Origin of the sequence: Bacillus sp. FJAT-22090 (genome assembly GCF_007676755.1) — a bacterium.
Lineage (GTDB): Bacteria > Bacillota > Bacilli > Bacillales_A > Planococcaceae > Psychrobacillus.
This window is the reverse complement of record NZ_VEBK01000016.1, coordinates 1-14947: the sequence shown is the minus strand read 5'-3', so window position 1 is coordinate 14947 and position 14947 is coordinate 1. Positions and strand designations below refer to the sequence as shown.

The 14947-nt window shown below is 36.3% G+C and carries 10 protein-coding genes; 2 read left to right on the top strand and 8 right to left on the bottom strand.

The window, feature by feature from the left end:
* Nucleotides 1–33: 33 nt before the first annotated feature.
* Both FS486_RS16860 and FS486_RS16855 read right to left on the bottom strand, forming a co-directional pair.
* Nucleotides 34–1422, bottom strand: coding sequence for a UDP-N-acetylmuramoyl-tripeptide--D-alanyl-D-alanine ligase (locus FS486_RS16860; RefSeq protein WP_144513101.1), 1389 nt, complete (start codon nt 1420–1422; stop codon nt 34–36).
* An 88-nt stretch (nt 1423–1510) separates the two neighbouring features.
* The gene (locus FS486_RS16855; protein ID WP_144513099.1) at nt 1511–2899 is read right to left on the bottom strand and encodes a Mur ligase family protein; all 1389 of its coding nucleotides are present in this window, start codon (nt 2897–2899) and stop codon (nt 1511–1513) included.
* Nucleotides 2900–3069: 170 nt separating this feature from the next.
* Here FS486_RS16855 and FS486_RS16850 point away from each other — a divergent pair, with 170 nt between their 5' ends.
* Nucleotides 3070–4290, top strand: a complete 1221-nt coding sequence (locus FS486_RS16850) for an ATP-grasp domain-containing protein (RefSeq protein WP_186321495.1) — start codon at nt 3070–3072, stop codon at nt 4288–4290.
* Nucleotides 4291–4385: 95 nt separating this feature from the next.
* Here the strand turns inward: FS486_RS16850 and FS486_RS16845 are convergent, their stop codons facing one another.
* The 6 genes from FS486_RS16845 to FS486_RS16820 all read right to left on the bottom strand — a co-directional run bounded on the left by FS486_RS16845 (nt 4386) and on the right by FS486_RS16820 (nt 12273).
* Nucleotides 4386–6554 carry a YheC/YheD family protein gene (locus tag FS486_RS16845; protein WP_144513095.1) on the bottom strand — a complete coding sequence of 723 codons (2169 nt, stop codon included), beginning with the start codon at nt 6552–6554 and terminating at the stop codon, nt 4386–4388.
* A 138-nt stretch (nt 6555–6692) separates the two neighbouring features.
* Nucleotides 6693–7136 carry a CotY/CotZ family spore coat protein gene (locus FS486_RS16840; RefSeq protein WP_144513093.1) on the bottom strand — a complete coding sequence of 148 codons (444 nt, stop codon included), beginning with the start codon at nt 7134–7136 and terminating at the stop codon, nt 6693–6695.
* A 612-nt stretch (nt 7137–7748) separates the two neighbouring features.
* The gene (locus FS486_RS16835; RefSeq protein WP_144513091.1) at nt 7749–9125 is read right to left on the bottom strand and encodes a GntP family permease; all 1377 of its coding nucleotides are present in this window, start codon (nt 9123–9125) and stop codon (nt 7749–7751) included.
* 68 nt (nt 9126–9193) lie between these two features.
* Nucleotides 9194–10207: a 4-hydroxythreonine-4-phosphate dehydrogenase PdxA gene (gene pdxA / locus FS486_RS16830; protein WP_144513089.1), complete on the bottom strand. Its 1014-nt coding sequence runs from the start codon at nt 10205–10207 to the stop codon at nt 9194–9196.
* A gap of 3 nt (nt 10208–10210) precedes the next feature.
* A complete protein-coding gene (locus tag FS486_RS16825; protein WP_144513087.1) occupies nt 10211–11512 on the bottom strand; it encodes a four-carbon acid sugar kinase family protein in 1302 nt (433 codons plus the stop codon).
* Complete coding sequence (locus FS486_RS16820; protein ID WP_144513085.1) at nt 11512–12273, bottom strand: DeoR/GlpR family DNA-binding transcription regulator; 762 nt, start codon at nt 12271–12273, stop codon at nt 11512–11514. The genes FS486_RS16825 and FS486_RS16820 overlap by 1 nt, the downstream gene beginning before the upstream one ends.
* Before the next feature lie 890 nt (nt 12274–13163).
* Here FS486_RS16820 and FS486_RS16815 point away from each other — a divergent pair.
* On the top strand, nt 13164–14648 hold the full coding sequence (locus tag FS486_RS16815) for a catalase (RefSeq protein WP_144513083.1): 1485 nt from the start codon (nt 13164–13166) through the stop codon (nt 14646–14648).
* Nucleotides 14649–14947 lie beyond the last annotated feature (299 nt).

Sequence of the window (14947 nt, the reverse complement as noted above, 5' to 3'; positions counted from 1 at the left end):
TCCCGTGTGGTAGAATGCTTCTTTTCCCGTTTATCACTTGTCTTCTTTTAATTTTTTTGCAAAGTCAATCATCGAACGATTCGACATTGGTCCTTTTATTAGCAAAATAGATTGAGGGTTAAGCTTTTGTTGCAACACTTCTAATACCCCCTGTACATTTGAAAAAATGTGAACATCTGCCTTCGTCCCATCTTCCAATGCTTTCTTTGCGATTTCTTCTGCCATGTTTCCGATTGTGATCAACGTATGAATATCTCTTTTGGCAACAAGACTTCCAATCTCTCGGTGATACTTTTTTTGAAAATTTCCTAAACGTTTAATATCGCCAAGAACTAAAATTACTTCTTTTCCTTTACCAATAGAATCTAATACTTTCAACGCTGCCTCCACCGAAGTAGGATTATTTGTCCATGTATCATCGACAATCGTGCTTCCGCCAATTCCATTGGAAATTTCTAAATGTCTTTCCATATTCGTAAAAGTTGCTAATCGGCGGATAGCTGATCTAAGATCCATCCCCATTTCATGAACAGCTGCAAGTGCAGCTAAGGCGTTATATACTTGATGCTCTCCAAACCCAGGGATAGATGCCCTGTACGTTCTGTCCTTAAACGAAAGATTAAAGTTCATACCATTATTAGAGAATACAATATTGGAAGCTCGCATATGAGATTTCTCATTTGTTCCAAAGTAAAGGATCTTGCCTAGAAATTTCTGTAATGGAACTTTTTTTGTATTTAAATCATCAGCATTGATAATCAGAGTACCATTTGGCTTAATGCCTTCTACTATTTCTGACTTTGCTTTTATATACCCTTCAAGATTTCCACAACCATCTAAATGATGCACACCGATATTAGTGATTATACCGATAGTTGGTTGATAGATTTTACACTGATGAGTTATATTACCTGAATTACCTAATCCAAGTTCGAAAACCGCTGCATCTGTATCTTCTTCGATACCTGTTAAATAGGGTAAGGATTGTCGTGGTTCATTTTTGCTACTTAATGACGCCTGCACTTTCCAATCTTTACTTAATATGTGTCGAATCATTTCTTTTGTAGTTGTTTTGCCACAGGTACCAGTTATAGAAACAACCGGTATATCAAAAAGACCCCGGTAATAGTCCATAAACTTCCAATAGGATTGAACAAGACTTCTTACCCTGATAACTGTAGTATTTGACAAAGCATTTTTCAATTCTGAAGAAGGAAGATCAGATATAACAAGTGAGGGTCCTTTTTCGTTAATTTCATGCCAGTTAATAGAATCATTTCTACTAACAAATATTAGTGAATTCTGTTTTGAGAGTTGATGTCTATGATAGTAGATAGTCTCTTTCACCTTCCAATTTTCAGAACCACTTATTAATTCACCTTGAAGTAAAGTACGAATTTCTTTCACAAGTAAAGGTTTCAATAGTACCCCTCCTTCCTTATTTTATACTTTAATCTAATGATTACTAACGTCATGCAATGGTTTGTCCCTTTTATTAATATAATTTGAGCTATTTTTTCCTATTATTTTTACGGATTTTAGAAGCTAATTCTCTTATAGATGTACTATACATATCGCCTTTGATAAGTATAATCGTATCCGAATCTGCCACTTTTTCCAATAAGTCATAAACAAGAATACTGTTATTAAACGAATAAATAGGGCAGTTCATCCCTAACTTTTTTGCTTGGTCCGCAATTATATGGGCATGATAACCAATTGTAATAAGCATATCCACCCCTATATGATGTATAATTTCCCCTGCTTGTTCGTGTATCGTATATCCCCAAGAGCCTAGGTCCGTTATAGTACCAATTACCGCTATTTTCTTTTTTTCTTTACCAATCTCTTTTAGTACTTCTAAAGCTGCTTGTAGGGATGTTGTTGTAATACTCCAAGTATCATCCAGTATAGTGGAACCATTTATACCATCAATCAGTTGCAATTGTTTATTCATCTTTCGAAATGATTTTAAGCGTTCCGCTATCTCTGGAATACTAAGTCCTATTTCATATGCAGCTGCTATTGCCGCAAGTGCATTATAGACCTGATGCTCTCCAAATCCAGGGACAAATAATTGATAATTTATATAGTTATGCTGTAGAATAAAATCCATTCCATTTTTTCCATAGGTAATGTCAAAGGCACGATATTGGCAAGAACTATCTTTACCAACTTTAATAATTTTCCCAGAAAATTTCTCCAAATTTAAACGCTGCGTATTAATATCTTCGGCATTGATGATCAATACACCGGTAGGATCAACAATATCTATCATTTCACCTTTTGCCTGAATATAGCCTTCTAATGACTTACAATAATTAAGGTGATGTGCTCCTATATTTGTAATAATTCCAATTGTTGGCTTAACATATCCTCCTGCGTTTAGTATATCCCCTGGGGCTCCAACTGCAGTTTCAAAAACCGCTGCCTCTGTCTCCTCATCAATACTCAAGAGATATTGAAGAAAGGCAGTACGTGAATTGCTGCTAAGAATAGTAGCAGTAACTTTAAAATCTATTGAGAGAATATACCTAATCATCTCTTTTGTTGTAGTTTTTCCCGATGTTCCCGTTATCGCTACTACGGGAATATTAAATAATGCCCTATAATAATGGATGAATTCCCAATAAGCTTCTTCTGCAATCATTACTTCGATTATCGTTACATTTTCTGGCACTTCATCAAGTCTATACTTCCTATCAGTTACAATGACCAAAGGGAAAAATTCATTTAAACTCTTCCAATCTATTATTCTCGCACTTGTAAACAAAACCGTGTTTTTATTTTTAATTTGCTTTAAACGATATGCACCATAATGGATAACTACATTCTTTGTCCCTTGCACTAACTTTCCCGAAACTATTTCAATTATTTCACCTGCTGTGTGGGATTTCATAGGATTATCACACTCCTTTCTTTTATATAATATGTGGCTTTATTTAAAGTTGATTGGATATATGAAATTTTATTATTTATGTTATTTAACCAAGCCAAACCCACTCCTGTTCATATATATAAGAAGAGTCCTATTACTAAGGACATAATACCTAGAAAGGGGTGAGCCGTTTGAAAGCAATTATTTTTATTAATACAAATAAGTCTGGATCCAGCAGAGAAGCAGTGAGAGCAGCAGAGCAATTAGGGTATTTTACTATTTTATTCACTAACAATGAGAAACAGCTACAACAAAGGGAAGAGTATTCAGAAGTTCATAAGATGGTTTTGATGGACGTATATGATTTGCCTAACATAAGAAATGAGATATATAAACTACAAGCACAAGGAATAGAAATAGAAACAATCGTTAGTTTTATAGATCCTCTTGTTTATACTGCTTCTCTGCTTTGCGATGAATTTTGTCATAACAATACTTCGTCAGAAGCTATCGAGAAAATGGAAGATAAAGACAAAACACGATCATTACTTAAAAATCAGCCTTATAGTCCGATCTTTTTTTCTGTAAAGCCAGATGAAATGATTACTTCTCATGCTTTGTACGAGCAACTAGATTTTCCCGTAATTATAAAATCCGCAAAGTCTACTGGATCCAAGGATGTGATTTTAGCTGAAGGAAAAGGGCAGTTAGAAAAATATTTTAAGAATTTTCGAAATAAAAATCCAGACGATGTAATTTTGATCGAAGAATATATTGACGGTCCTCAGTATTTGGTTGAAGTCCTCGTCCATAATAATAAGGCACATATTGTAGCAATTGTTGAACAGGAGATTACTAAGGGAAAGAGATTCATCATTACAGGATATGGTGTACTAGCGGAGGCACCGAAAAAGATGAAAACAGAAATTGAAAAAGTTCTTCAGTCCATCATTAAAGCATTTGGAATGGATAATGGAGCTATGCATCTAGAACTACGTTTAAGTAAGAATGGATGGAAGCTTATTGAGATCAATCCTAGAATATCAGGAGGAGCTATGAATAAAATGATTCAAGCAGCTTTTGGATTTAGTCTAGTGGAAGAGACTCTTAAGCTATTCGTGGGTCAAACCCCAAATCTTGTGCCAAAATATAAAAAATACGTATTTACTAAATATATAATCGTTTCCAAAAAAGGTAGACTGATAAAAGTAACAGGAAAAGGGAGAGCTGCGAATGCTCCTGGAGTTGTCGAAGTATATGTGAAGCCCAAAAAAGGAACACTTCTCATCCCCCCATTATCTATGGGACATCGATATGCATATATCATTGCAACTGGAGATAATTTAGGTGAAGCAAAATCTAATGCAAATATTGCTGCAAAAGAAATAAAATTCCTATTGGATGAAGAATAAAGAACACCTAATAAATAGGTGCTCTTTTTATGTATATGTATATTTCCTGAATAATAGCTCGTATAGCATTGACTATTATTCAGGTATTTTCGGAATTACGCTTGGAATGTTTCATCCAGAAAACGAACGATTTCAAACATATTTGTTTTACTTGCACCCTTGACCAATATAGTATCATCACTTTTTATATGATTTTTTAAAAACGTATATAATTGTTCCTTATTGTTAAAATGGTGGCTATTTGCAGCAGGAAACCCCTTTAACTTTGCTTGCGTACCAATTTCGTCTGTTCTAAATCCATAGGTAATCAGTAGGTCGACTCCTATTTCATGAACGTATTCACCAACTTTACGATATTCTTGTTCTCTTAGCTCACCAAGCTCCCTCATCTGTCCAATTATAGCGATCTTCCTTTGTTTTCCTATATTCGTTAAGACATCCAGCGCCGCCTTAACTCCTTGTGGATGGGAATGTACCGTGTCATCGATTACAGTGATGTTATCCTTACAATTATAAATCGTCAATCTTCTTGGTGGCTTTTTAAAAACTAATCCGGTTTTAATCTCCATTGGTGTAAATCCTAAATGATCCGCAACTGCAATTGCATTTAACGCATTATATACATGATGCTCCCCTAATATTGGAATGAATAATTTTATTTCCTGTCCTCTTAACCTCATCTTGAAACTCATTCCATTATCCTCATATTGAATATTATATGCTCGGTACGTTGCAGGAGATTTAATCCCTACTGTCATTATTTTCCCTTTAAAATGCTGTTTTTCCAAATGTTTTGAGTTCTCATCATCTTTATTTATAATAAGCACTCCTGTTTGATCCATACCATGAATAATTTCTGATTTTGCTTGTGCAACTTTTTTTATATCACCATCAAAATTACCCACATGGGCAAGTCCTATATTTGTAACTACACTAATCGTAGGTTGGATAATACTACAATGTTCTGTAATGACACCGGGATAAGCCATTCCATATTCCAATACGACTGCTTCATGCTTATCATTTATTTCGGCAGCATGTTTTTTCGTATGTTCGGTAGTATTCCAATAATCTTTTGACTCGAAGACATTCCACTTTTTAGATAATATAGAACCAAGAAATGCCTTAGTAGTCGTTTTCCCGGCACTACCCGTAATTCCAATTACAGGTTTCTTCCCTTTCTCTTCCATTTTCTTTTTCTTTAATTCATTTATCTCATTCTTAATTTTTGTTTGGTTTTTGGCTAAATACATTGCATATTGAATCGTATGAATGACTACATCTAATTCCAAATAGAATGCGGGTGGACAGCCTGGACGCCAATTCACTTCATATATCCAGATTTTCATATTTTCATCTAGACCGACATCTATCCCAAGTTCATCTACAACTTCCCCGAATTTCATCATTTGCAGCTGGTCTAAATGACTAGCTAGTGATAACGCGAAGTGTTCCAACGTTCTTTTCATATTAAACGCTTTTTCTTTAAATTCCTGTTCCAAAAAAGGAGTCAAGTAATTTGTATAACCTCCATTATTTATATTTGGAATGATGGAGCCCTTTGGTGCAATACGTGGATAAATAGTAGTAATCACCCACTTGCCTTCCCCGTTTTTTTGAACATGTAATCTAAAATCATATATTTGGCCAGAGCTAGTTATTGATCGTATATAAGGTTGAATAATAAACGTTCCGCTTGATAACTTTTCCTTTATGAACTCATCTAACTGCTCCTTTGAATAGCATTCATTTTCCGAGTTTTTTCTAACCTCAAACCCATCTTCTTTAATAGAAATTAGGTAAATACCTTTCCCTTTTCTTCCATCAATCGGTTTAAATACTACTTTTTGAAATGCAGTCAGAAACTTATAGAACGAATCTAAATTTTTTATAACCTCAGAAGGGATCAAGTAGTTTGAAAAATTCTTCGCTTCTTTAAGTCGCTCATTAATGTTCCATTTGTTCCCTATCGAATTGGTTGTAAAAGGTATTTCACTCTTTAATTTTTCAATAATTTCTTTCGATATTGCGAGTTTTTCAGGGCTACCCGCATTATAAATAACGTCGGGAAAAGGCATAATCCTCTCTTTCCAACTTCCATTTTCATATACCTGCCCTTTAATAGAACGGTTTACGAAATTCACTGCTTTTGGAGTAAAATAAAAAAATTTGGCACCCTCTGCTTTTGCAACAGCTGCAAAGGCGTAGGATTTTAATACAGTCGAAGGGTCTAGACGATGATGCAACATACCTATTGTAGTCATTTCACACACTCCTTTTATTCTTGTAATCATATATTCTATTAAATTCACTCCATCTGTTTTGAACATGGACAAATGTTCAATAGCACTAAACTTTGGTTAATAAAAAAACTCCCTAATAATCAACTAGGGAAGTTAGTATTACCACTTCGGTTCAATAATGATATTTCTTTTTAACAATCCAATATCCAAAAGTTGAATTGCACCTATTTGAGACAAATCAATCACTTTGCAGACGGTGCTTTTTTCTAAACGAAAGACATCACAAATCGAATCAGTATATTTCCCCTCAATATCTAACGGTTTTAGTAAGGAAATAGTTATTAGGCACATATCACAGTCGATAGATTCAACTCTAAAATAATTTGTAGTATATTGTTCTTTTATATTAATCTCACTTAATAGATCACCTTTTTTGGTTATTAAGAAGAAAGGAATAGTATCACAGCCAACAATTTTTGCTAGTAAATTACCATGATATTTGGTCGGGCAATCCATTATTAAATCTTGAAAAAATTTCAATTCTTCCATTGCTGCACATAAGACTTCACTGCTTTTTTTGTTTTGCGCCAATTTACTGTTCAACTCCCTCCTTACCCCTTTGTATTTATAATATTAAAATACACTTAATATGTATGGGATTTTAAGATTTGATTTTGGCCTTTGGTAGCTTTGATCCGATCCTTCCCGAATTTCGCACTACAAGTCCCTTATTTATTCTTGTGATTCAAATTACGCCATTAAATCGGACTCAACTAATAAATGTGTCACTATATAGAAAATGCAGTCCTCGAACTGTAAAACAATCAATTAAAAGATAAACGTACATAAAAATGTCCCAAAAACACCGGTTTCCCGACACTTTTTTTACCAATCAAAAAGGCGTAATAGCTCCCGAAATTGCAATTTCGGGAGCTTACTCGATGCATTAGGAAGTATCTTTTCTTTTCTTTTCTTTCCTTACACAAACACGTACGAAACCTGTTCCTAAAGTTGTAGAAAGGCAACGGTCAAACAACCGCCAGAAAATTACCGAAAAAAGAGATGTTGATCATGAGGTCAGTCATGATCAACATCTCTTAAAAATCGGTTATCATATAGCATAAGTGTTCCCAAGTACTTCGAAAACGATAGCTATTGGTTCTGTTCTTAAAGGGCGTTGGCGCTTTCTAAGCAATTCCCTCTGTTTATTAAGTTTTATCCGACAATCGCATTGGCAATGATCAACATGATCATCGCAGTAAACCAAGCAAGAGTAGTTGGTACGGACCAAACTAAGATTTGTTCTTTTAACTTTGTAATTCCTAGCATACGATTTACTACCCAGAACAAAGAATCGTTAAAATAAGAGAATAACATAGCACCAAGTGCGGCTGCTTGCGCTGCAAGCGCTAAGTTTACATCTAAATTCGCAAGTATAGGAGCCGAAATAGAAGCGGCAGTGATCATCGCAACTGTTCCGCTACCTTGAATCAGACGAACGATTGATGCAATAAAGAAAGGTACTAAAACGGCTGGTAAAGGTAATCCTGCGATAATCTCTGCTAAATAATCGCCAGTGCCACTTTCTCGTAATACAGTACCTAAAGCACCTCCGGCACCAGTTACTAATAATATAATACCAGCAGTAGTCATTCCTTCTTCCATTCTTTCCAGTGCTTCTTCACGCTTCATACGATTTGCCAAGCCATATATTGCGGCAACTAATCCAAGCGCCAATGCAATAATTGGTTGACCTAGAAATAATACATAGTCCCAAACCCCACCAGTAACTTCTAATGCAGTTAATGTTGTATTTAAAAATATTAATATGATTGGTAATAAAATAGGGAAAAAAGAAAGAAAAAGTGACGGCAATTCTTTTTCTCGATCAGCTGATACCGCTAAAAAGTCGTTATAAATCATTTCAGAAGAATCTTTACGTACAAAACCTTCTCCATCCTCTTCTGGCACTTGATAAATTCGTTTCCCAATCCATTGCGCGTACAAAACACCAACAATTACGATCGGAATACCGAAAATTAGACCCCAGAAAATCATTTCCCCAATATCTACGCCAAAAATCCCTGCAACCCCTAATGGTCCCGGGGTTGGTGGTACTGCGTGATGAGTCACAGCCAAACCGACCGCAAGTGCTACCCCTAATGTAACAACTGATTTACCTGTTTTACGTGATAACGATTTTACTAATGGATTTAATATAACAAAAGCAGAATCTACAAATATCGGAATAGAAACGATATATCCGGCAATCGCCATAGCCCACTCTTCTTTTCTCTTTCCTACGAGACGTATTAAAGAGTAAGCTAGTTTCTCAGCTGCACCGGTTACTTCTAGAATACGCCCCATCATAACCCCTAAACCTACTACAATTCCAATAGAAGCAAGGGTATTCCCAAAACCAGTAGAAATGGAATTTACCACTTTTAAAGGCTCCATACCTCCAACTAATCCTGTAATAGATGCTGCAATGATAAGTGCTAAAAACGCATGAATTTTTGTCTTTAATACTAGTAAAATAAGAACGGTGATACCAATCGCCAAGCCAAGTAACATTTGCATTTCTAATGTCATTCCCATGAAACCCCTTTCATCCTCTTTTTTAAGAAAGAAGGAAAGCAATTGCTCCCCTCCTCAATTATTTACAATGATTCGCGTGTGAATTTTGGAGCATATTCTGCTGCAAGTTTAATACACTCGTACATGCTTACTTCAGACGCAATATTTTTCCATGCGATATCAAACGCTGTACCATGATCAACTGAAGTACGTAAGAATGGTAAACCATTTGTGATGGAAATCGTACGGTGGAAATCAGTCATTTTCGCAGCTATATGACCTTGGTCGTGATACAAAGAAAGCACTGCATCGTATTTTCCGTTTAATGCTTGGAAAAATACGGAGTCCGCTGGAACAGGACCATATGCATCAATTCCAGAGGCCTTTGCTAATTCAACGCCTGGTTTTATCTCTTCTACTTCTTCATTACCAAATAGACCGCCTTCTCCCGCATGTGGGTTTAGTCCAGCAACCGCAAGTTTACGATTTTCGACCCCTAAACGTTGAAGTGCTTGATCACAACGTATCAAGTAATCATGCACTCGCTCTTTTGTCATTTGCTTAATGGCTTCCGCAACGGAAACGTGACGAGTTAAGAAGAAAATGCGCATACTATTTACTTGGAACATAGTTAATGGATCTGGTGCTCCTCCTAGATCTTCTAACATTTCTGTATGACCGATATAGGGTACTTTCGCTGCTTTCAACGATTCCTTGTTAATAGGTGTAGTTGCAATTGCTTTCACATCCCCTGTCATCGCTAATTCAACAGAACGTTTAATAAATTCAAATGCTGCTTGACCATTTTGTGCAGATACTTGCCCTGGTACAAAAGCATCCATATCAATATTTGCAAGGTCGATTATGTCAATTGTCCCAAATTCATAAAGACCATCTGAAGGAGCTTCTACTGTATTAACTTGTAAATTTGCTTCGGTTACTTCTATCGCTTTACGAAGTATATTTGCATCCCCTACTACTAACGGTTTACACATACTGTATAATTCTTCTTTTGCTAATGATTTCACTGTGATTTCTGGACCAATGCCTGCCGCATCTCCCATAGGAATCGCTATAATTTCTCTTACTGTTGTCATATCCTATACACTTCCTTCTACTTTTTTATTCGTTAAAAATCTTACACATTTATAGATAGAATATTTATCTCCTACCGTACCACCTTTTGTTATGACAGGAATTCCATCAAATGTTCCACCGATGAAATGACCATAAGCAGCTCGGGGAAGTACTTCATCTTGCAAGCCAATTGCTTCTGCTTCACTTACTGCACATAACGCGGCAGTAACGTCTCCTCCGCTCGAGAACGTACCATCAATAGTATGTTCCGTTTGCTGTACAACACTATTCGTCACCCTAGCAAGTCCTTCAGTAATTCGTTTTGCCAGTTTTTCCTCAGTGACGCCCTCACGGTTTGCAATTTCGGTTAAATCTAACTTTTCAGTCCCAGGGGAATATGTCGTAATAATTAGCATTTCTTGATCTTCCAATTTAATTAAAGCTTCTTTTGTTGCACGTTCAATTTCTTCTTCCCATGTATGGGTAATAGAAGCAAGGGCTTTCGTATGAACGTAAACAGGCTGGGCAGCTTTCTTATCAATTAAATAGTTAAGCTGTCTCCCTGTTAAAGGAGTAATACTACCCACTGTAACAATAAATTTATTCGTTTGAACATTTTGATGTGCTTTCATACGACCATATGAGGCGGTTAAGGGTCCTGGATCTACTGGAACAAAACAAATTCCTTCTATTGAAACCATTGCTTCCGAGATACAGTCGATTTCTTCGTTAGTGACCGCATCTATAACAATTATTCGGCTTCCATTTTCAATTTGGCGCATTAGTTCTAATTGGATTGCATCTTTCCCTTTTAATACTTTTCCAAGTCCAATATGAGAAACCGAATAACTACTTTGTTCTTCCATCATAGTTGGAACATGTGACTTCGTTATTGGATTCATCGGATCTTTTGCTACATCAGTTGCCTCCACGGGGACTCCATCTACCAATAAATATCCACCTGAAACAACGCGACCGGAATCAGGAAAGGATGCTACTACAACCGCTACGCTATTTCTTCCCATAGCTGTCAATAAAACATCTGTTTCTACTCCAAGGTTTCCACGAACAGTGCTGTCAATACGCTTTGCAATCACACTAGCCCCCCAAGTAGAAAGCTGCTCATAGGCTTTGAGAACACGGGTTTCTGCTACGGATGTGGTGCAATATCTGCTATCGGTATCTATACCAATTGCAGTGAAGTCACCATTAGTCGGAACTTCCCCGTCAAATACAACAGTTGCACTTGAAAAACCATTCTTTAAAAGACGAACTCCAGTAGCATTTGCCCCTGTTAAATCGTCCGCAATAACTCCAATTTTCACTACTTCACTCCCTTTATAAAGGTAGACATTTCTCCGTAAATTTCCAGTAAATCATTGGACATTGTTTGATCTGTAATAATCCCAGTTATTGAATCCACATCCGCTATTTTAGCAAATGCTTTTTTTTCAAACTTTTGAGCATCTACAGTTAAATACACACTTTCACTTGCGACAATCATCTCTTTTTTTATAGCAGCTTTTTCAAATGTGGCAGACATTATCCCTAACGTCGAATGTACTGCATGAGCTCCAAGAAATAATATGTCTACATGTATGTCTTTTAACATTTTTTCTGCATAGGAACCGAAAACTGCCCCAACATTATTTTGTACTTTACCACCCAATAAAATCACCTCTAATTGACTGTCTATCAATTCGGCAGCAATTTTTATATCATTAGTGACTATTGTCAAATTTTTTCTTGATTTTAAACGTCTTGCAATTTCAAGCGTGGTAGTTCCAGAGTCTAATAATATTCTCATGCCATCTTTTACTAGGCTAACTGCAATTTCCGCAATTTCAACTTTTTGCAAATGTGCTTCTGAAATCTTTTCACTATAGCTTCGTTCTGCAATAATTGCTTGTGGAATTGTTGCACCACCATGTGTTCTTATAAGTTTCTTCTGTTTTTCTAATTCATCTAAATCACGGCGAACGGTCATTGCGGATACTTCCAATAAATCAACTAAATCTAAAATCTCCACTTTTCCATTTTCCAAGAGCTCTTCTAAAATTCGTTTCTTTCGTAAAGTAGGTGTCATAAGATCATCCTTTCAATCTTTGAAAGCGTGTTCACTATGAACATATTATGTCCGTTTCAACTAATAATGTCAATAATATTTGTTCGAAACTATCAAAACTTGTTCATAACGAACAACTTTTTCCCAATTTCACATCATCAAATAGTTTAGAATTTTCAAAAATAGTTCGATAAATCTTTGCTTTAATATGTTAAAATATACAAATATAGAACTATAAATTGGAGGTGGCAACTATATTATGCAAGCATCAAAGACGAGAAGCGTTCAAGTAGGAAACCCGCTGGTCGCACACAGTTTTTAAACGATTTAAGTAGTATATACTCCCTAACTTATTTATCTCAAACAAACAGGAATATTTATAACATGTTCAATCGTTTAAACTAAGAAGCGTATATTACCAAACATTTAAACAAAAGCAAGAGAAAAAGGCGTAGTTTACGCAAGTGTAGGAAACCGTGCACCTGGGGTTATTTATGTATATACACTGTTAGGAATTTTGGCTAAAATATTCATGCCTTAGACAAACCTATAAAAATATGTAGACGACTTCGAGCTTGTTCCAGAAGGAAAAATTTGCACACCCTTTTAAGGCACTCGTGGGTATCGAATTGAAACATAGCGAAAATTATTGAGGATTTATTTCTTGATTAATTGAGAATGGCTTTCCTATAAAGAAGTGTACAAAGATTTACCTTATTTGATCTATTCATCTGAGTTTCAATAAGTAAATCATATGGTGCAATCATACTTTCCTCCCATGTCTACTAATAAGCTAAAATAGTTTAGAATAAATATCATAAAAAAATCACACTAGAATTCTAGCATTATTTCTTTTCCTTTGATATAATCATTATTGAATTATAAGAATTCTAATCTAGGAGGAATTATTAATGTCAGAAAATCAAAACAACAAATTAACAACAGCGGCGGGCGCACCTGTCGTAGACAATCAAAATTCGATGTCTGCAGGCCCTAGAGGTCCCCTATTACTACAAGACGTGTGGTTATTAGAAAAACTTGCACACTTCGATAGAGAAGTAATTCCTGAACGTCGTATGCATGCAAAAGGCTCAGCAGCATATGGTAAATTTACTGTTACAAATGATATTACTAAATATACAAAAGCTGCGATCTTCTCAGAAGTTGGAAAAGAAACAGATATATTCCTACGTTTCTCAACTGTAGCTGGTGAACGCGGAGCTGCGGATGCAGAACGTGACATTCGTGGATTTGCTATGCGATTTTACACAGAGCAAGGAAACTGGGATTTAGTTGGAAACAATACACCAGTGTTCTTTTTCCGTGACCCACTGAATTTCCCAGATTTAAACCATGCAGTAAAACGTGATCCGCGTACAAATATGCGTAATGCAAATAACAACTGGGACTTCTGGACTTCTTTACCAGAAGCATTTCACCAAGTAACAATCGTGATGAGTGAACGCGGTATCCCTGCTACATACCGTAATATGCATGGTTTCGGTAGTCACACATTCAGTATGATCAATGCTGAAAACGAGCGTGTGTGGGTCAAATTCCATATGCGTTCACAGCAACCTATTGAAAATTTAACAGATTTAGAGGCAGAAGAATTAGTAGGTAAAGATCGTGAAAGTCACCAACGTGATCTTTTCGAAAATATTGAACAAGGTAACTTCCCTAAATGGAAAATGTACATTCAGGTTATGACAGAAGAACAAGCAAGTAACATGCCTTACAATCCATTTGACTTAACTAAAGTTTGGTACAAAAAAGATTTCCCATTAATCGAAGTTGGTGAATTCGAACTTAATCGTAATCCAGATAACTACTTTGCTGAAGTAGAACAAGCAGCATTTACACCGGCTAACGTAGTACCAGGTATTAGTTTCTCTCCTGATAAAATGCTACAAGGTCGTTTGTTCTCGTATGGGGATGCACAGCGTTACCGTTTAGGTGTAAACCATCACCAAATTCCAGTTAACCAACCAAAGTGCCCAGTACACTCATTCCATAGAGATGGAGCAATGCGCACGGATGGCAACCTAGGTGGAACTCTTCACTATGAGCCAAACACGTATGGTCAATGGAAGTCACAACCAGAGTTTAAAGATCCAGCTTTAGCAATTCATGGTGCCGCAGATATCTGGAATTTCCGTGAAGATGACGATAATTACTTCGAACAACCAGGAAAATTATTTAACTTAATGAGTCCTGAACAGCAACAAGTATTATTTGAAAACACTGGAAGAAATATGAACGGTGTTGACAAACATATTCAACTTCGTCATATCACGCATTGCTATAAAGCAGACCCTGCGTATGGAAAAGGTGTTGCAGACGCATTAAATATTCCATGGGGTGAAGTAGAAGCAGCTTTAGCTTTCGCTGACTAATATAGGGAAAATAGAGCAACAACTTGCGGCTCTTATTAAAAAAGGTATCGAGAGTACTATCTCTCGATACCTTTTTTCACTTTCATAGAATGCTAGACGATTTGGTTTGGGGGTAATTCAACGAGTTGTATCCTATAGGGATAATGTGTCTTAAGGAAGTTACCGCTAGGATTTCCGCTGCAGGGCGGACGCTTTCCGTGGGGTGAGTGATGAGCCTTCACCGTCCGCTTTGGCGTTCGATGTGAAGTCTCATCTTACTCACTTGATCCCACTGGAGTCGCCGCCCTTTTCGCTCCAAT

What these genes read in the sequence shown, in the direction of transcription:
- FS486_RS16855 (WP_144513099.1), bottom strand. Translation starts at nt 2,899, where the DNA reads ATGAAATCCCACACAGCAGGTGAAATAATTGAAATAGTTTCGGGAAAG.
- FS486_RS16845 (WP_144513095.1), bottom strand. Translation starts at nt 6,554, where the DNA reads ATGACTACAATAGGTATGTTGCATCATCGTCTAGACCCTTCGACTGTA.
- FS486_RS16835 (WP_144513091.1), bottom strand. Translation starts at nt 9,125, where the DNA reads ATGACATTAGAAATGCAAATGTTACTTGGCTTGGCGATTGGTATCACC.
- pdxA (WP_144513089.1), bottom strand. Translation starts at nt 10,207, where the DNA reads ATGACAACAGTAAGAGAAATTATAGCGATTCCTATGGGAGATGCGGCA.
- FS486_RS16820 (WP_144513085.1), bottom strand. Translation starts at nt 12,273, where the DNA reads ATGACACCTACTTTACGAAAGAAACGAATTTTAGAAGAGCTCTTGGAA.
- FS486_RS16815 (WP_144513083.1), top strand. Translation starts at nt 13,164, where the DNA reads ATGTCAGAAAATCAAAACAACAAATTAACAACAGCGGCGGGCGCACCT.